15 protein-coding genes and 1 pseudogene are annotated in these 19,509 nt (G+C 42.2%); 10 read left to right on the top strand and 6 right to left on the bottom strand.

Features of this window, described 5'->3' with window-relative positions:
• Nucleotides 1-80: 80 nt before the first annotated feature.
• Together Q5C82_RS01350 and Q5C82_RS01345 are read right to left on the bottom strand one after the other, a co-directional pair.
• Complete coding sequence (locus Q5C82_RS01350; RefSeq protein WP_003221816.1) at nt 81-1,271, bottom strand: MFS transporter; 1,191 nt, start codon at nt 1,269-1,271, stop codon at nt 81-83.
• Nucleotides 1,272-1,292: 21 nt separating this feature from the next.
• Nucleotides 1,293-1,706 (bottom strand): MarR family winged helix-turn-helix transcriptional regulator, encoded by a 414-nt coding sequence (locus Q5C82_RS01345; protein WP_003221814.1) that lies wholly within the window; start codon nt 1,704-1,706, stop codon nt 1,293-1,295.
• 223 nt (nt 1,707-1,929) lie between these two features.
• On the opposite strand from Q5C82_RS01345, the gene Q5C82_RS01340 reads away from it, so the two are divergent.
• From Q5C82_RS01340 to flhP, 5 genes are all read left to right on the top strand, one after another.
• A complete protein-coding gene (locus tag Q5C82_RS01340; RefSeq protein ID WP_010886628.1) occupies nt 1,930-2,040 on the top strand; it encodes a protein usd in 111 nt (36 codons plus the stop codon).
• 14 nt (nt 2,041-2,054) lie between these two features.
• Nucleotides 2,055-2,336 carry a sporulation transcriptional regulator SpoIIID gene (gene spoIIID, locus Q5C82_RS01335; RefSeq protein ID WP_003221804.1) on the top strand — a complete coding sequence of 94 codons (282 nt, stop codon included), beginning with the start codon at nt 2,055-2,057 and terminating at the stop codon, nt 2,334-2,336.
• A gap of 178 nt (nt 2,337-2,514) precedes the next feature.
• On the top strand, nt 2,515-3,516 hold the full coding sequence (gene mbl / locus Q5C82_RS01330; RefSeq protein ID WP_003221803.1) for a cell shape-determining protein Mbl: 1,002 nt from the start codon (nt 2,515-2,517) through the stop codon (nt 3,514-3,516).
• A 161-nt stretch (nt 3,517-3,677) separates the two neighbouring features.
• Nucleotides 3,678-4,490, top strand: coding sequence for a flagellar hook-basal body complex protein FlhO (flhO, locus tag Q5C82_RS01325; protein WP_003221801.1), 813 nt, complete (start codon nt 3,678-3,680; stop codon nt 4,488-4,490).
• Nucleotides 4,491-4,523: 33 nt separating this feature from the next.
• Nucleotides 4,524-5,333 (top strand): flagellar hook-basal body complex protein FlhP, encoded by an 810-nt coding sequence (gene flhP, locus Q5C82_RS01320; RefSeq protein ID WP_003221799.1) that lies wholly within the window; start codon nt 4,524-4,526, stop codon nt 5,331-5,333.
• Nucleotides 5,334-5,353: 20 nt separating this feature from the next.
• Here the strand turns inward: flhP and rapD are convergent, their stop codons facing one another.
• The gene (rapD, locus tag Q5C82_RS01315; RefSeq protein ID WP_013308065.1) at nt 5,354-6,418 is read right to left on the bottom strand and encodes an aspartate phosphatase RapD; all 1,065 of its coding nucleotides are present in this window, start codon (nt 6,416-6,418) and stop codon (nt 5,354-5,356) included.
• 191 nt (nt 6,419-6,609) lie between these two features.
• On the opposite strand from rapD, the gene fabZ reads away from it, so the two are divergent.
• Both fabZ and mscL read left to right on the top strand, forming a co-directional pair.
• Entirely contained in the window at nt 6,610-7,035 is a 426-nt protein-coding gene (gene fabZ, locus Q5C82_RS01310; protein ID WP_003221796.1) for a 3-hydroxyacyl-ACP dehydratase FabZ, read from the top strand.
• A gap of 75 nt (nt 7,036-7,110) precedes the next feature.
• Entirely contained in the window at nt 7,111-7,503 is a 393-nt protein-coding gene (gene mscL, locus Q5C82_RS01305) for a large conductance mechanosensitive channel protein MscL (protein ID WP_032727384.1), read from the top strand.
• A 39-nt stretch (nt 7,504-7,542) separates the two neighbouring features.
• Here the strand turns inward: mscL and Q5C82_RS01300 are convergent, their stop codons facing one another.
• A complete protein-coding gene (locus tag Q5C82_RS01300; RefSeq protein WP_230939514.1) occupies nt 7,543-8,508 on the bottom strand; it encodes a histidine kinase in 966 nt (321 codons plus the stop codon).
• A 177-nt stretch (nt 8,509-8,685) separates the two neighbouring features.
• A pseudogene (locus tag Q5C82_RS01295) lies at nt 8,686-9,999 on the bottom strand (ATP-binding protein); the annotation flags it as partial.
• 797 nt (nt 10,000-10,796) lie between these two features.
• On the opposite strand from Q5C82_RS01295, the gene Q5C82_RS01290 reads away from it, so the two are divergent.
• From Q5C82_RS01290 to Q5C82_RS01280, 3 genes are all read left to right on the top strand, one after another.
• A complete protein-coding gene (locus tag Q5C82_RS01290; RefSeq protein ID WP_003221789.1) occupies nt 10,797-11,873 on the top strand; it encodes a response regulator in 1,077 nt (358 codons plus the stop codon).
• A 320-nt stretch (nt 11,874-12,193) separates the two neighbouring features.
• Nucleotides 12,194-18,136: a SpaA isopeptide-forming pilin-related protein gene (locus tag Q5C82_RS01285; RefSeq protein WP_003221788.1), complete on the top strand. Its 5,943-nt coding sequence runs from the start codon at nt 12,194-12,196 to the stop codon at nt 18,134-18,136.
• Between the two features lie 96 nt (nt 18,137-18,232).
• Nucleotides 18,233-18,871: a class A sortase gene (locus Q5C82_RS01280; RefSeq protein WP_003221786.1), complete on the top strand. Its 639-nt coding sequence runs from the start codon at nt 18,233-18,235 to the stop codon at nt 18,869-18,871.
• 132 nt (nt 18,872-19,003) lie between these two features.
• On the opposite strand, the gene Q5C82_RS01275 is transcribed toward Q5C82_RS01280, so the two are convergent.
• Complete coding sequence (locus tag Q5C82_RS01275) at nt 19,004-19,414, bottom strand: YwpF-like family protein (protein WP_003221785.1); 411 nt, start codon at nt 19,412-19,414, stop codon at nt 19,004-19,006.
• Nucleotides 19,415-19,509 lie beyond the last annotated feature (95 nt).

Genomic DNA, 19,509 nt, shown 5'->3' with positions numbered 1-19,509 from the left:
GTTCTCTTTCATTCAACGGAGCAGGACGCCGTTTTTTATATGCAAAAAAAGGCTGCCGGCAAATCCCGGCAGCCTGAACTTTATTCTGCAATAGACACTTTTCCCTCAGCCTCAGCAGGTTTTTTCTGGCTCCACGCGTAAAGAAGCAGAGCAATCAGAACGAACAGCCCGGCTGATAAATAAATGACAGAGAAGCCGGCAGATGCTACAAACAATCCGAATACATATGATCCTACAGCAATTCCGCTGTCAAAGAAGGTAAAGAACGTTGCCGTCGCAAAACCTGAGCGGTGTGCCGGAGATTTCTGGATCGCTAATGTTTGCATGCAAGGAACGATTGACCCGTATCCGAGCCCGATAACCGCTCCTGAAAGCAGAAGCATGAAGCCGCTATGTGTAAAGGACAGCATGCAGAGTCCCACTGAGAAAATCAAGATTGATGGGTAAATGACAATGCCCGGTCCGACTTTGTCGAATAATTTCCCTGTGAACGGGCGCGCAATCATCATTGTCACCGCGAAGCAAACAAAGAAATATCCGCTGATATCCGAGAGATCAACTGATTTGGCGAATACAGACAAATACGCTGTGACAGTTGAATAGCAGAAAGAAATAAATAAACCGACCGTCGCAATCTTAAGTGCGCCTTTTTCAAACATATCCGAGAATGAAAAACGGAATACAGTCGTGCCGCTGTCTCGGTTTTGGGGCACCTTTATCAAGAACGAAACAAGCAAGCCTGCAACCATAAACAGCGCAAAGGCTGTAAAGAATACAGAGAAGCTTACGACCTTCATCAAATTCAGTCCGAGGAAAGGCCCGATTGCCATGGCGAGGTTCATAGACATCGCAAAGTATCCAAGCCCTTCACCGCGGCGTTTGGCCGGAATGATGTCCGCTGCGATTGCACCTGTAACAGTTGTTAAAATGCTGAACCAAATCCCTTGGAAGAACCGCAAGCCAAGCAGCAGGTAAAAGTTATGAATCGGCATATACAGAAAAGAAGAAAGGGCGAATAACGCCATTGAGACAATCGCCATTCTTTTCTTCCCGAAACGCTCAACGATGGCTCCGGAAAAAGGCCGTGTAATGATCGCTGACAGAAGGAACAGGCTGATTAAAAGCCCGCCTTGTGATTCTGTGCCGCCAAGCTCTTGAAGCGTATAGATCGGCAGTACAGTTAAAAATGTATAAAAGAACACAAACACAAATAAATTGACAAGCAGGACCATAATAAAATCCTTGGTCCATATGGCATCCGTTTTTTTCAAATGTATGTCACTTCCTTATTTTCATTGTTGTAAAAACATGCGAAATAAATGAGAAAAAGCTTCCTTATCTTCATCTCGGAAATCTGCAAGCAGCTCTTCCTCGAATTTCAGCATTTTCACATTGATTTCTTCGTATTTTTTCTCGGCTTCTGTTGTGAGGACAACCAGTTTTTCCCGTTTGTCTTCACCTTGCCGTCTTTGTACCCAGCCGTTTTCCTCCAGGCGTTTGATCGTCCGTGTCACAGTCGGCGCTTCCACATTTAAATAGGACCAAATCTCTTTTTGAGTCATTGGTCCGATCGTACGCAAACAATATAAAACTGACCATTGAGATGAATAAAGGCCGAATGGCTCCAGCTGTTCATTGGCTTTCTTGGCAATCAGGCGGGCGCTTTGGTTGATTTGATGAATGAGGTGTCTATTGACGTAGGTCATTTCGGTCTCCTTCTAAAAAACTTACCTAAGTAACTAATTGCTTTTTTCATTTTACAGGAGCGGTGAATAGATGTAAAGATAAAATTTAGTGACGCGAAATAATTTGCTGAAGCTGAAAAAGTTCGTTTCACCCCTTGTCCTTATTGAGTTTTTAGCATATTCCCAAAAGAATGCTAATACACTGTTACAAACCTAACAAAGAGAGTGTTTGAGGTGAGGGATCGTGGGCATATTTCACAAACTTACTTTTAAAACCATACAACGAAGAAGCGGCATAATGAACGACTCTTTACAGAATACGGATCTCATTTCACACTTCTCACATCCATTTTAGGGAGGTCGAGTGGTGTGCACGATTACATCAAAGAGCGAACAATCAAGATAGGGAAGTACATCGTGGAGACAAAGAAAACCGTTCGTGTGATTGCGAAGGAATTTGGTGTTTCCAAAAGTACAGTACACAAGGATTTAACAGAGCGTCTGCCTGAAATTAATCCTGACCTGGCAAACGAAGTGAAAGAAATACTCGATTATCATAAATCCATCAGGCATTTAAGAGGAGGAGAAGCGACAAAACTCAAATATAAAAAAGATGAAATTCTCGAAGGAGAGCCTGTTCAGCAATCGTAATTACCAGCTGTTATCCGTTGGCATTGTCTTCTTGAAATCGTTCATAAAACATCCGCAAAAATTTGTAAAGAACTTAATGCGCTTCCAACTTTTTTTCTATATTTTATGATAATATATATAATTAGGACACAATGTGGATATTTACTGTGAAACAGATTTTCAAGGAGGATATAAATAGATGTTTGCAAGGGATATTGGTATTGACCTCGGTACTGCAAATGTACTGATCCATGTTAAAGGTAAAGGAATTGTTCTGAATGAACCTTCCGTAGTTGCACTTGATAAAAACAGCGGCAAAGTGCTGGCGGTTGGCGAAGAGGCAAGACGAATGGTTGGACGTACACCTGGGAATATTGTTGCGATTCGCCCGCTGAAAGACGGAGTTATTGCTGACTTTGAAGTAACAGAAGCAATGCTGAAGCATTTTATTAACAAGCTGAATGTAAAAGGCTTGTTCTCAAAACCGCGCATGCTCATTTGCTGCCCGACGAATATTACATCCGTTGAGCAAAAAGCAATCAAAGAAGCCGCAGAAAAAAGCGGCGGTAAACATGTGTACCTTGAAGAAGAACCTAAAGTTGCCGCTATCGGCGCGGGTATGGAAATATTCCAGCCAAGCGGTAACATGGTTGTAGACATCGGAGGCGGGACGACGGATATCGCGGTTATTTCAATGGGCGATATTGTCACCTCCTCTTCTATTAAAATGGCTGGGGACAAGTTTGACATGGAAATCTTAAATTACATCAAACGCGAGTACAAGCTGCTGATCGGCGAACGTACTGCAGAAGATATTAAGGTTAAAGTCGCAACGGTTTTCCCAGACGCACGTCACGAGGAAATTTCCATTCGCGGACGGGACATGGTTTCCGGTCTTCCAAGAACAATTACAGTAAACAGTAAAGAAGTTGAAGAAGCCCTTCGTGAATCTGTCGCTGTTATTGTGCAGGCTGCGAAACAAGTGCTAGAAAGAACACCACCTGAACTTTCCGCTGATATTATTGACCGCGGCGTTATTATTACGGGCGGAGGCGCGCTTTTAAACGGCCTTGACCAGCTGCTTGCTGAAGAGCTGAAGGTACCGGTCCTCGTCGCTGAAAATCCTATGGATTGCGTAGCCATTGGCACAGGTGTCATGCTTGATAATATGGACAAGCTTCCTAAACGCAAACTAAGCTGATTTCACAAACCTCATTCTGAAAAAGAATGGGGTTTTTTTATGAAAAAGCCTTCACGAATGAATGATAAATGACGATAATAGGATAAAATACTGAGTTTTTATTATAGAACGAATGTTCCTGTATGACAATTGGAAAAAATGCCATTTTAGAGGTGGGAAATTTGTTAAAAGGATTATATACAGCAACTTCCGCAATGATTGCCCAGCAGCGAAGAACGGAAATGCTTTCAAATAACATTGCAAACGCCAATACATCCGGATATAAAGCAGATCAAGGGTCAATGCGCGCGTTCCCTGAGATGCTGCTCAGCAGAATAGAATCAAAATCTCCGGCCGGAACATCAAGGACGGAAATCGGTTCCGTCAATACCGGTGTGTATATGCAGGAACTTAAGCCTCTTTTCACACAGGGGAGCTTGAAGTCCACAGATCAGCCTACAGACATCACATTGGTCGAAAATCAAGTTCCGGTTAATACGGAAACCAATGAAAACGCGGCTCTTTTTTATCCGGTTCAGACAGCGGACGGAATCCGTTATTCAAAAAGCAGCACTTTTTCATTAAATGAGAATAATCAGCTGACGATCAACGGGCGTCCTATTTTATCGACGGATGGCCAGCCGATTACTGTTGATAATGAGAACTTCACTGTGTCTGAAAACGGTACTGTGACAATGAACGGACGGACAGCCGGCCAGATTGATGTCAGAATGGCGGAGGATGTCCGCAACCTGAAACGGGACGGCAATGATCTGTACAGCACGGCGGACGGCAATGATCTGCCAAGCGCAGCTGGCAATAACCAGGTATCCTATTCATTAAAGCAAGGCGTCTCGGAGCTTTCAAACGTGGATGTGACAAGCGCCTATACAGAGATGACTGAAGCGTACAGATCGTTTGAGGCCAATCAGAAGGTTATTCAGGCTTACGATAAAAGTATGGATAAAGCAGCCAATGAAATCGGAAAAATCTAAGATAACGGAAGAAAAAAACGGGGGACATCAACTATGCTCAGGTCAATGCTAACGGCATCAACAACCTTAAACCAGCTGCAGCAGCAGATTGACACAATCAGCAGCAACCTTTCAAACAGCAACACAACCGGCTATAAGGCAAAAGATACGAATTTTTCTGAGCTAGTCAGACAGCAATTCGATCAGGTTGATGAAAAAAATGAGGAAGTGGCAAAAGCCCGAAAAACGCCGCCCGGCTTGCGCCTTGGCGTCGGAGCGATGATGAATTCACGCCTTGTATCTGATCAAGGAAGCATTCAGAAGACGGATCGCGATCTGGATATCGCGTTTACGTCTCCATACCAATATCTTCAGGTTAACGTGAATGGAAACCGCCAGTACACGAGGGACGGAGCGCTGTATCTCACGCCTTCAGTTGCGAATGCCAACCAGCTTCAGCTCGTTACTGGAAATGGAAATCCGGTGCTTGATGAAAACGGCAATACAGTGAACATCGACAGCTCAATGAAGAATATCACCATCAATAAAAACGGCACGTTAACCGCATCTGACGGAAGCGCAGTCCAGCGGTTTAATCTCGGAGTTGTCCAAGTGAATAACCCTCAAGAGCTGAAATCGGAAGGAAATAACCTGTTCTCTATTGATAATGCGGCAGCTTTTGAACAGCTGAATGGCGCTAATAGACAAAACATCGGCATAGAGCAGGGTTCGCTTGAGATGTCCAATGTCGATATTTCAGAACAAATGACAGATTTGATCACATCCCAACGTTCATATCAGCTGAACAGCAGAACGATTACAATGGGAGATCAAATGCTCGGTTTAATCAATTCAGTCAGATAATAAGAAATGGGCGTTTTCAATCAGCCGCGCATGATAAAAAAAGCGGCTTTTTCGAAATCGTCCTTTTTTTTGTAGTATTCCGTGATATCTTCTAAAAGCACCTCTAAATCCACCCACGCTTCAATTTTTTCTAATTCAAGCACATATTCGAGCAGCTGATCATAGGGGTCTTCAACTGATGTGTAGAGCGCTTCAAGCGTTTTTAATTTTAGATAAATGGTTTGAATGTCTACCTTTTCAGATAATTCTTTCCCTTTTTGCAGGACGGCTTTCGCTTCTGTGACCTTTCCTGTTTTAAAAAGCGCTCTGACAGATTCGTACACACAGTGCAGATACGAGACGGGCGAATTCGTTTCAAATTCTTGATTCCTTAATACTTTTTTAAAGTAAAGAAGCGCTTCCTGGTCTTTTTTTTCGGTTGCTTTTAAAAAGCCAAGGTTATAATAAGCGTGGCATAGCAGGTTATCGTCATGTAATTGCTGGGTTTTCCTAATGATTTCTTTAAAAAGCTGTTCAGCTTTTTCATAGCGTTCTTGATCAATATAATTAACGGCGAGCAAAAGCTTGCAGGTGATCACCTTTTTGATATAGCCGAATTGGTGTAAATAAATGTGTAATGCTTTTTTGACGTATTGGATGGAAAGCGGCGGTGATTTCATCAAGTAATAGGCGCCGGCGGTTTGATAATATAAATCAGCGGCTTCAAACGTGTTTTGAATGGCGGCCAGGTACTGTTCAGCTTTTTTAAAATGATTCACTGCATGTTTCGGAGCTGTTTTTACCATTTCATATAATCCTGAGAAAAAATACAGATAATATTTCAATTCATCATCCATTTTGTCTTCCAGGCCGTATAGATCATCGAATAATGAATCAAGTCCGTTCTGGTTTTCAAAAAGCAGCTGATGCCGGGCCTGAAACAATTGATAACGCATCCAAAGTTTTGTGTTCTTTTTGATCTTCGGAAGGTGCTGGTCAATTTTCTCTTTCAGTGTGCAAACGTGATTCATTTTGCGTTTGCTTATTGCGGAATACCACTCGTCTAACATGTTTTGCATCCTTTTTTCAATAAACTTCGAAATCATTTTCCTACCTCTTTGCTATTGGTAAAATCTATAATTATCATATCATAAGTTTTGACGGCTCTCATTGACAGTAGGTTACATTTTAGCGCAGTTGAAAAAGAGATTAATTCATAATATACTTTTCAAATGTACAGATTGGATCTTTAATGATTGCTATACATACTAATGCAGATGAAGGAGATGTCAAGAGAATGCTTGATACTCAGCAAATTAAAGAAATTATTCCTCACCGTTATCCGTTTTTGCTTGTAGACCGGATTACGGAAGTTGAAGAGGGCAAACGGGCAAAAGGCTATAAAAATGTAACCGCAAATGAAGAGTTCTTTAACGGGCATTTTCCTCAGTATCCGGTAATGCCCGGCGTATTAATTGTAGAAGCGCTTGCTCAAGTCGGAGCTGTTGCGATGCTGATTAAAGAAGAAAATCGCGGCAGACTGGCGTTCTTTGCGGGTATTGATAATTGCCGGTTTAAAAAACAAGTCAAGCCTGGTGATCAGCTTCACCTTGAGGTTGAAATCATTCGTGCGCGCGGCACAATCGGACGCGGAAAAGGCGTTGCCACAGTTGATGGGGAAGTCGTTTGCGAAGTCGAACTGACTTTTGCCCTCGGAGAATAAATGAAAAAAAAGGCAGATGGGCAGCGGCACATTTGTCTTTTTTTCTTTAAAAACATGAGAAAAGCAGGTGATTGTATGTGGAATGAATTTAAGGCTTTTGCCATGCGCGGGAACATCATTGACCTCGCGATTGGTGTTGTAATAGGCGGCGCGTTCGGGAAGATCGTCACATCTCTAGTCAATGATATCATCATGCCTTTGGTGGGCTTGCTGCTAGGAGGGCTTGATTTTTCAGGTTTATCGTTTACGTTTGGCGATGCTGTTGTGAAGTACGGCAGCTTTATACAGACAATTGTGAACTTCTTAATCATATCGTTCTCCATATTTATTGTGATTCGGACTTTGAATGGGTTGAGACGCAAAAAAGAAGCAGAAGAAGAGACGGCGGAGGAAGCGTCGGATGCGCAAGAGGAGCTGCTGAAGGAAATCAGAGATCTGCTGAAGCAGCAGACAAAGTCGCCGGAATAAAAAAGACTGCCGTTTTGAAACGGCGGTCTTTTTTTATTTTCAATTCCTTTCACTTAATGCTGTGGGGCTTTCCGTTATTTCAGCGAGATGAATGAGCATTGAAACAGAGGTGCCGGCATCCGGAGTGCTGCTGATCTTCAATTCGCTTCCGCAAAAATGTTTCAGCCGCTGGTTGATATTTTTCAATCCGACGCTGCGATCGAAATCCGCAGATAAGAGATCTTTTCGTTTTTCCGGAGCTATGCCGGCACCGTTATCTTCTACTTTGATGTAATACCCATTCTCGCTTTGTTTTTTAGCTGTCAGCTTGATCCATCCTCCGCCTCTTTTCTTGCTGACGCCGTGAAGAACGGCATTTTCCACCAAAGGCTGAATCATTAAAGGCGGAAGGATAAAGTCAATGTCTTCTTCTATATCAAAAAGGATGTCCAGCCGATCGCCGAAGCGTGTCTTTTCTATGGAAAGATAGGAACTGATAATAGAAAGCTCATGTTTGAATGAACTGATGGCAGATGTATTTTGGAAATCAAAACTCATTCTTAAATAGTTGGTAAATTCCTCTGTTACCTCTCGCGCCTTTTCAATATCCAAATGAGTGAGAGAAATAATCGTGTTTAAGACATTATAAAGAAAATGAGGTTTGATTTGCGATTGTAAAAATGCCATTTCCATTCTTGTGGCTTGATTTGCTGTATGCTTCATCATAATCAAGTTTTTCATACGGGCCATAAATTCAGAGTAATGATAAGGTTTTTGCAAAATGTCATTCGCTCCGGCATGAAAAGCCTTGTATTTGTCATGGCCGATAATGGCTGCTGTAATCATCAGAACGGGGAGATCAACCATGCTGAATCGTTCGCGAATTTTCGTACAGACTTCGAAACCAGTCATATCCGGCATCATCAAGTCCAAAATAACCAAATCAAGCTTCGTGCAAGAGATGACTTCTAGTGCTTCCTTTCCGTTTTTTGCAGCAATTACATTGTAGGGTACACCTTCAAGCATATCGCCTAAAATTTTTAAACTGTCAATGTTATCATCGACAATCAGAATGGTTGGAGCGTCAATTTTCTCAGAGTAATAAGGCGTGCTCAAAGAGATATCTGAAAAATTCACCCCGGATTGTAAATCAGGATGACCCTTCTTTGTTTCAGGTACAGCTTCATTTTGAGCAATTGGCAATGTGAAATGGAATGCCGAACCTTTTCCCTCTTCCGATTCAACCCAAATTTCACCGTTTTGGAGCTCAACCAGCTGTTTGACAATGCTTAGGCCAAGACCGGCTCCGTCGTCTTTATTCGTTTCGGCTTGCTGAAAAGACTCGAAGATGGTTTGGCGATCAGCTTCGGAAATGCCGCTACCGGTATCCGTTACTGTCACCTTGATCATGTTATCGTTCAGTTTTGAAGCAGAAAGTGTGATTTGGCCCTCCGCTGTATACTTGATTGCATTGTCTACTAGATTGGTTACAATTTGCCGAAAGCGGTTTTCATCTGCAAGCACCAAAGGAAGGCCGGATGGAATATGGTTCATAATGTTCAAGTTTTTATGCCTGGACAAAAGATGATAGAAATTCATTTCCGAACTGATTAAAGTGTAAATATCAACAGGAACTGGGTGAATCTGAAGCATGCCTTGTTTTATTTTTTCTAAATCCAGGATGTCATTCACCAGATTGGACAGCCTGTAGCCCATGCGGATGACAAGCTGCATATTATCTTTCTCTTCTTCTATCGTTCTTTTTCTTCTTCCGGCCAGCAGGGTCTGGCATATATTAATAATACTGTTCAGCGGCGTTTTAAATTCATGCGACGTTTTGGCAATGAACTCGTCCTTTAGCCTATCAATATTGAGCAATTTCCGCGTCAAGACCTCATTTTCGCGGAAAGCGCCGGCGAATTGCTGTGCCATCAGAAGAACGATTGCCAGCAAAGCGATGACTGTTGGCAATGAGTAAATCGAATTAAATGAAAAAGCCGACTTCCCACTGTAAGCTGATATGGTCGTTAAAATAACAAAAGCACTCATTGAAATAGAAGCGATGGTAAGATACAGGCTTCCTTCCATTTTGCGGATCGCGGCAATTGTGAAAATATATGTGATATAAACCAGGGTCGAAACGGCTAGCACAGAATGTAATATGTATGAGGCATGGCCGATAAAACCCACGGTTAAAAAATCTGTGATCAAGACCAGCCCGGAAGAAACAGTGGCTATAAGAATAAAACGTTTTGAAACAATCTTCCGGTAAGCAAAATAGAGATAGAGAAAAACCGCAATGCTGACAAACACTGTAGAGATTGCCCTCATTGAATTTAGCATTGAAAATGAAATTGACGGGTTGAGAAGAAATATAATCCGCTCTTTTCCGATCATCAGAATAATGAACGAAAACAGAAGACACATAACAGAAAAAAACAACAAATGTTTATCTTTTTTTCTTTGCAGGAAAAAGCCCAGAAAATATAATCCGGTAATGAAAAAAGCCGTAATCATGATTGAATCATTAAGAAAGGAAATTTTGTTCTCTCGCAATATGTTATCCTGCGTTCCAAAAGTAATCGGCTTTGCGATTCCCCACCCCGGCGTTTTTCCGAAGTTTGAAAATTGTACCACAAGTTCATTGTCACCCTTGTGAAGCGTAAAAAAGCTCGTATATGGTCTGTTTTGCGCTATAAAATCAGGTTTATTTGAAGGGCTTCCGCTTTGTCCTATTAATTGGCCATTAAAATAGATGCGATTTGCACTGTAAATAAACGACGTGCTGATCCCGAAAACCTGATTGTCTTGCTTTGATCTGATCGTCAGCTTGTACGTTCCGTACTCTACGTTAATACCCTGCTTGGCCAGCTTCACATTGCTGGGGACATCAACGAAGAGGGGATCTTTTCCTTTTGCTGAAACGATCTCTTTTGGCGACAGCAGCTGATTGGGATATAATGTCCACTTTCCATTCAGCTGTACATTTCCATCCTTCTGAAAATCCCAGTTTTCCAAGTCCATGATCCCATGCTTTGCAGCAGGAAGTGTTGAACCAGAAAAATGGTCAATGGCTATAAAAGCCATAAAGAATGCGGCATAACCGAAAATAATCGAAATGAAAATGATTTTTTCTTTCATATCAGTGCTCCTTTATCCTATAGGATCATTTTAAATTCCTATTTTTATAAATATTGTAAGTGTAAACTTTCATAGATAGAAAGAAAAAGAATCCAGATAAAGGGACAATTTGGCATGATATAATAGAAGATATTTACTGATATCTCGATTTTACATATAGGGTGTGATGTTTTGTGAAAGCGTTAATTGTTGATGATGAGCACCTGGCATTGCTTCACTTAAAAAATATGCTTGAACGGACAAACGCATTTCAATCTATTATGGCGTATCAAGATCCGATTGAAGTTCTGGAGCATCCAGAGATTTCTGCTGTAGATGCAGTGTTTCTTGATATTGAAATGCCGGGAGTTAACGGCATTGAGCTTGCTGAAGCGATTCAATCAATGAATGAAAACATCCAAGTCGTTTTCATCACGGCCTATAATGAGTTCGCTATCAAAGCGTTTGAGCTGAATGCCATTGATTATTTGCTGAAGCCTGTAAATTATAAGCGGCTAGAGACAACTGTTGAACGAATTAGAACGAATCATATGCTCAGAGCATCTGCAGAAAATACTGAGGCGCATTTTTCCATCCAATGTTTTGGAAACCTGCAGTTTTATCAAACCTTAAAGGGTGTCAAAACAAACATTCCAGTCAAGTGGAGAACGTCGAAAGCACGCGAAATCTACTTATTTTTACTTCACAACCTAGGCCGCGTAGTCAGTAAAGACATGCTAATCGATCTTTTTTGGAGCGATTATGATGTGACAAAAGCAAGCACCCAGCTCTACTCAACCATTTATCAGATACGGAAATTACTCAGCCAGATCCCTTTCAGCCAAACAATCGAGAAGACCGATACAGGATATATTCTTCGGCTTTCAGATGCAAAAATTGATGTTGCTGAATGGGAAAAGTCACTAAAAGAAGCTCCTCCGCTCATTACAGCTACATTACATCTGCACATGGAAATTTTCATGGCCTATCAAAATCATTACCTGTTAGAGCACGGCTATTTGTGGGCAGAACCGGAAAAGACGCGTCTCGCCCAGCTTTGGCTTGGAAAGGCTTATGAACTGATCGATTTCCTCATTCGTGAAATGAACGATCATCAAGCAATGGATATTTGCCTGCAGGCCGAGAAAATTGAGCCTTGCGATCATAAAATTATGCAATATAAGCTGCAGCTATTCAACAAAAACGGGAGGGTAGAAGAGGCGATAAAAGAATATCAGCGTTACAAACAAATGAAAGATCAAATTAATTGAAGAAGCAAAAAAACTTCTCTAAACCAGTGTGTGTCGATTGCCTATCGATGCACACTGGTTTTTTTTGTACAAGTCACCTAAAGGGAAGGCTCTCGCCATATGTCTCCGCTTGAAACTTCAAATCTCCAATTCATTCCGTTTTTAGTTGTACAGAATTTGTATAGTTTTATTTCATACAATGTAGTTTGGTTCGGGTGGCAAATCTTAGTTTTTAAACTCATTCGGCATTAGCAGTTATTTTTGGGGGATGAGACATGACTTTATGGTCTCATGGATCAATCGGCAAGTGAAAAATAGATATGAAAGGGAGGAATGAAAAGTTGAGAACGAGGAGTTTTCCCTTAGGACTGAAAAAAAGCGGGCGGATCGTTATGATCATAAGCCTGGCCATCTTTTTCTTCTTCAGCCAGATCGCCAGCTATACTCTTACAGCACAGGCTGTGGACGTAACGTCAAGTGATAGCCAATTTTTCGATTCGGTGACGATCAAGGAGGGCAACGACCAGGTTGTTGACGGGGCAAAAGGAAACGAACCGGCATTAAAGCCGGGGGATGAAGTGACACTGACATATGAATGGTCATTAAAAAAAGATAAAGACACAGAAAGCGAACAGGATATCAATGTGGAGATACCTAAAAACTTTACCTTTGATAAAGGTGCAGCAGGTGAGATCAAATCTGCTGACCAGGTCATCGGCAGCTATCAAGTGCCGGCGGGCGACAACACCATGACGGTAAAATTAACAACTGCATCCGCGGATTCTCCTGAAGCCAAGGGAGCCATTACACTGTCAGCCACGTTTACTGCAGATGTAAAAGACGATGAACATACAGTAGCAGCCCTTTTTCAACTAGGGGGAGGCAAAACCCAGCAGGTGATCATCCCTGTTAAGAAAGATGAGACACCAGATGCCGAGACGGAAGAGCCGAAAAACGACTCTTCTGAAACTGCGGGTGATCAGGAAGGGACAGATGACAAATCTGCACCTTCAGTCAGCAAGGAGCAAAAAGAGGAAGAACAACAGGCATCAGCTGACACTAAGGGTGGCGATTCTTCTAAGAGTGATGATTCAAATAAAGTGTCATCCTCAAGTCAATCAGCTTTCAAAAGCTTGCAAACTGAAGAAAAACAAATCACGCAAACTATTTTAACCGGCGTGACATTGACGGACGAAAACGGAAAACCATATGACAAGGGCAATCGCGCCGATACGAATTCTCCGGTGAAAATTTCAATTGATTGGGCCATTCCTGACGATTTAGGAAAAACAATCAATGCCGGTGATACGTATGAATTTGATTTGCCTAAAGAATTTATTATGCATAATGACATTGTGAACCTGCCATTAAGCGCCGGAGACACCACATTCGGGACATTTTCTATTGATACGAACGGACATGTGGTGATGACATTTAACGGAGAGGTAAAAGACAGTTCTAATGTCAAAGGCACATTGGTTATCAATACGCAGTTCAATGAGAAAAAAATAACGGGATCGACAACACAAAAGATTCCATTCCCTGTGAATTCCGATACTCCTGAAACAACGGTTTATTTTAAACCAAATGTGAGTAAAACCATTGATAAATCAGGTGCACTGGATAAAGGCATCAACCCCGGTAAAGTAACATGGACGGTCGATGTCAATAAAAAATTAGATCAAGTCAAGAATGCTAAACTCACAGAAAGCCTCCCGGACGGCTTAATCTATCGTTCAGTTAAAGTGTATGAACTCAATGTGAACATTGATGGTTCTGTCAGCAGAGGAAATGAAGTTTCTTCCGGCTATAGCGTTGATTCAAAAGGAAATGTCACATTTAACGGGACAATTGATTCAGCCTACCGCCTTGTGTACGAAACCGACATTGACAATAGTGCAAAGCCGAGCGAGGGCGGAAATATGACGTTGACGAACAAGGCAGCATTCAGCGGAGACAACCTGGAACCCATTTCTGCCGAAGCCACTGTTGCAGCCAAATATGGAAAAATGATCGCAAAATCATCGACCGGCTATGATGGAGAATCTCAAACATTCAGCTGGGCTCTTTCCTACAACTACGGTGAGAAACAGATCGACCAATCCAAGGCCAGCATTAAAGATTCTTTTGGAACTGGCGATTTGCATCTTGTGAAAGATTCTTTGAAGGTTATTCCTATTACCTTTGGACAGAACGGCAGCGAGCAAGCGGGAACGCCTTTAAAGGAAGGCGAGGACTATACGCTGATCGATAATGGAAGCGGATTTGAAGTCAAATTTAATAAAAACATTACTAGCGCTTACAAAATCACATATCAAACAAAGGTCAACAGCGGAGTGATCATTGATAAATCGACAACATACACCAACAGCGTGGTGACCGGAACAGGGGATTCAAAAGAAGCTTCTGGAATAGCCATTCAACAGAACCTTATCAAAGGGTATTCAAATGTTGATTATGAGAAGAAGACGGCTGATTGGACGATTACAGTTAATAAAAACAACTATGAGATGAACAATTGGACGTTGGATGATCAATTCGAAAGCGGCGGATTGGTTCTGATTGATGACTCGTTCAAAATTCAAGACACAACGAACAACAAAACGTTGCAGAAAGACAAAGACTACACGTTGACAAAAAAGCCCGAACATAAAGGCTTTACTTTGGCATTGATCGGGGATTACGCGAAAACAGACAGTCAATTTAAGATCACGTATACGACAACATTCAATGCCGATTATTCTAACGAAAGCGTTAAGAATACAGCTCAGTCGACATGGACTGATCAATACGGCAATGAGCGCACGAATAAGGTATCAAGCGGCTTTACGCCGAATCATCAGACTACAAACAATGGATTCAAAAATGGATCATACAACGCAGTTTCAAAGGAAATCACGTGGAAAATCGGCGTCAATTATAATGGTGAACCCACAAAAAATCCTTATATCAAAGATGCCATAACAGATCCTCAACAATTTGTGCCGGGTTCCGTTGTGATAAAGAGCTATACGATTAATAAAAACGGCTCCATCACAGAAGGAAACGCCCTTGATCCTTCCAAGTATGAGGTCGAAGAGCCTTCAGAAAAAAATGAACGCACTCTGACGGTCCACCTTAAAACGGGCGATTCTGTGCCATACCTGATTGAGTTTAAGACATCGCTCAAAGGAAAGGTCATTGATCAGAATAAGTACACAAACAAAGCGACCTACCATAATGACGGTTATGCAGACCGCACCTTGACGGGCTCTGTCTCCGTTGTGGACGGAGGAAGCCTGATTTTCAAAGGCGGAAAACAAAATGGAAGCTACATCGACTGGAGCATCAATGTCAACTCCAGCCAATCAACGCTGGATGATGTAAAAGTCACAGACACGCCGGATGAAAATCAAATTTTAGATGCAGATTCTTTTAAAGTATATCAAGCAAAATATGATGAAAACGGAGTGGTCAAAGACAGCAGCGGAAATCTTATCGCGGGTGATGTCGAGCTCCAAAAGGACAAAGATTATACGTTAAACATTAAAACCGACAATACAACGGGTGAACAATCGTTTGTTCTGGAATTCATAGGCAGCTATAAGCAAATTGACCGTGCCTATGTGATCAAATACCGGTCTCTGATTAACATAGCCGGCACGAGCGGCCACGTTAAAAATAAAGTGTCCATTTCGGGAACAAATGTGAAGGAGCAGACTCAAGAAACCAGCAGCTCGATCTTTGTTGCCATTTCAAGCGGAGACGGTTCGGGATCCGGTGAAAAAGGAAGCCTGACGATCTTTAAAACAGGTGAGGACAATAATGCTCTAGAAGGCGCAGACTTTCAATTATGGTCTGAAGACGCCAAGCAACTTCTGCGTACAGGTACGACAGATTCCGGCGGGAAGCTTACATTCGGAAATATTCGCTACGGTTCCTACGTATTAAAAGAGATAAAAGCGCCTGACGGATATACCATCAGTCATGCTTATGCAAAAGGAGTCTCTGTCAAGATAGACAGCAATTCCTCCAAGACAGGAGCGCTGTACAAAGTCGTAAATCAACAGAACAAGGTGACGCTTATCAAACAAGATGAACACAACAATCCTTTGGCGGGTGCTGTTTTCAAGCTAGAGAAAAAATCAAATGACGGCACCTATACTCTCATACGAACAGATATAAAATCCGATAAAAACGGCAAAGTAGAAATGAACGGTTTGCCGGCGGGCTACTACCGCTTGACAGAAACACAAGCTCCAGCTGGCTTTATCGTGAATACAAAAGCGATTCACTTTTCAATCGCAAAGAATGAAAAGAATCAAGTATCTGATGTCAATTTAGGGGCAATGACCAATTACCAAGGGAAGGTCTCTCTAACGAAGGAAAATGCTGAAGGCCAGAAACTTGAAGGCGCAGTATTCAACATTGTCGATCAAGATGGAAATATCGTCAAAGAAAAGCTGACTTCGGATAAAGACGGAAAAGTTGAAGCTTCGGGCCTTACGCCGGGCCGTTACGCCTTTGTGGAAACAAAAGCGCCATCCGGCTATGTGCTGAACACAAAGAAAAAAGAATTTACCATCTCAGAATCTGCAGCAGGAAAGCCTGAAGCCGCAGATGCCGGAATTGCCGTTAACGATAAAGGCTCTGTTGAGCTGACGAAGGAAGAAGCCGATGGCCAGAAGCTTGAAGGAGCCGTCTTTAGGATTATTGACAAGGAAGGAAATACGGTTCAAGAAGGGCTGACCTCAGATGAAAACGGGAGAGTCACAGCTTCAGGCCTTGCACCGGGACACTATGCTTTTGTTGAAACGAAAGCGCCATCCGGCTATGTGTTAAACACGGAGAAAATAGAGTTTGCGATTTCTGATTCCGCAGCAGGAAAGCCGGACCCAGCGGATGCCGGGATCGCTATCAACTACAAAGGCTCTGTTGAGTTGACGAAGGAAAATACTGAAGGCCAGAAACTTGAAGGTGCAGTGTTCAACATTGTCGACCAGGAAGGAAACACGGTTCAAGAAGAGCTGACTTCGGATAAAGACGGAAAAGTTAAGGCTTCGGGCCTTGCACCGGGACGCTATGCCTTTGTTGAAACGAAAGCGCCATCTGGCTATGTGTTAAACACGGAGAAAAAAGAGTTTACCATTTCTGAATCTGCAGCAGGAAAGCCAGAACCCGCTGAAGCCGGGATCGTCGTGAACTATCTAGGATCGGTTCAGCTGACGAAAGAAGATCAAGATGGAAAAGGCTTAGCAGGTGCAGTATTCAAAATCACTGACACCAATGGGGAAACAGTGAGAGATGATCTAGTCTCAAAAGAAGACGGCAAAATTGAAGTTGACGGGTTAGCGCCGGGAAGCTATCAATTTGTTGAAAAACAGGCGCCAGATGGATATCTTTTATCCGAAAAACCAGTGTCATTCACCATTAAAGCTGAATATGGCGGCAAACCTGAACAAGTGAAAGTGACAGCGGTTAATACGAAGAACCTTGTCGTTCTCACCAAAGTGGATCAGCATGATAAAAATAAAGTTCTGCAAGGCGCGGAGTTCAATCTGACAGACGCCAACGGAAAAGTGCTGAAATCCGGCTTGACTACCGATGAAAAAGGACAGATTACGGTTCACGGCCTCAAAGCTGGCGAATATCAGTTTGTCGAAACAAAAGCGCCTAAGGATTATCATTTGGATCAAACACCTATATCATTCAAGATCACAAATACTGACACGAAGCCAGTCAAAATCACCGCGGAAAACATATTGGCACCGGGTGACGTGAAAGTAACGAAAGTGGATCAAGACGATAAAACGACAGTTTTGGAGGGCGCTGAATTCAAGTTATTGGACGCAAGCGGCAAGCCTGTAAAAACTGACGGCTATGGCAAAGAGCTGCCTGAACTCTGGAAAACGGATAAAAAGGGGCAGTTCACAGTAAAAGGCCTTGCGCCGGGAAGCTATCAATTCATTGAAACAAAGGCACCAGAAGGTTACAAACTGGATGAAACACCAATTGAATTCACAATAGAAAAAGGACAGCCAAAAGCTGTTGAGCTCGTTGTTTCTAATCAAAAAGTGAAAACACCAACGCCTGACAAACCGGATAAACCTACACCGGATGGAAATGTGAATGGAGATGGACATCATTCGAAAACCAATGGTACAGATGGTGATTCGAAAACAGACAAATCCCTTCCAAAAACCGGAGATGCGGACAGCACATTAACGGTCATGATCGGTATCCTGCTGTTAATGGCAGGCGGAGGCTTAGCTGTTGCCTCAAGAAAGAAGCAAAGAAAGGGATAAATATGAAAGCACCTGATCATTGAAGAATTGATCAGGTGCTTTTTTAAAAGTATACAGCTCATTTTAGAATGAAGCATAAGAAAGGAATTTTTTTGCATGTACAAGAAAATGATCATTACGATGTTCATTCTTTTAGGACTGCTGCTTATCTGTTCTCCTTATTTGAAAGGAGGAATCATAGCCTATCTTAGTAAAAGCCAGAGTAAGTCGGCCTTAACTGTGGAGCAGCTGAAAAAAAATAATGAGAGAGAAGCGGAATTTGAATTTGATTCAATCGAACCGCCTGATTTGATGGAAGCAATAAAGGCTGGCTTTGATCACGATCAAAAAGCGGTTATTGGGCGGATAACGATTAAAAGTGTTAACCTGGAGCTTCCGATCGTAAAAGGCACAACCAACGAAAACCTTTTGATCGGGGCGGCAACAATGCGCCCGGATCAGAAAATGGGCGAGGGGAATTATCCGTTGGCTGGCCATCATTTAAAGCAAAAGAGTCTTCTGTTCGGACCTCTTGAAAACATAAAAACAGGTGCTCAAATTGTCATCACTGATTTTAAAAAAGACTATATTTATTCTGTGACATCCAAAAAAATCATGTCGGAAATGGATGCAGATGTGATTGAGGAGACAAACGAAAAGGAGATTACGTTAATCACATGCGACAAGGCGGTCGAAACCGAAGGGCGCCTCGTTGTTAAAGGGGAATTGGTTGATTCTTTTGGCCATACAAATTAAATATGCAAGCACGAAAATAAAAGCTGCCGTTCTAAAACGGCAGCTTTTTTAATGTAGAACATATTTATTCAAAATGTCTATTGTGCCGCTCTTCGCTTCTGTACCGGCTTCAGGGGACATATCCCCTCATTTTTATATTTTTTGCCTAAATGCCTCAATGAGTTGTGTTCCTGTATAGCCCTCTTTTACAAGGGATTCGAGAATGGTCTCAGTGCCTTGCTGTTTTCTTGTGACCATTTGTCCGTAGATTAAAACCTGTATGCTTTCTTCCAGCTTGGCGATATGTTTCACTGCTGCTGTCAGCTGGGCGGGGCGATTGCTTTTTTTCGTGATCGTTACAAATACTTTGGCTTCAGTTTGGCTGTTTTGAAGCTGTTCAAAAAAAGACAGGTGTTCTTTCGCTACAAGCGCTTCAATCAGCCAGTGATTTTCACCGTCTTCTTTATTTATAATCAGTCCGTCAATAAGGGGAAACTGTTCAATGGATTTTTCTTCCTTGTCCACTCGTTCCACATTCAAGTCAACCAGTTTAAAGGTTTTCATTTGTTTTCTCACCCCGATTACTTCCAAAGATTTCTTGCCTTTCATTATAACATAAACGTTTTAGAGGAAAAAATGCTGCAATGCTGGGGCTAAAG

Source organism: uncultured Bacillus sp. (assembly GCF_958411575.1).
In the GTDB taxonomy this organism is placed as follows: Bacteria; Bacillota; Bacilli; order Bacillales; family Bacillaceae; genus Bacillus; species Bacillus spizizenii.
This window is presented reverse-complemented; position numbering and strand designations above follow the sequence as displayed.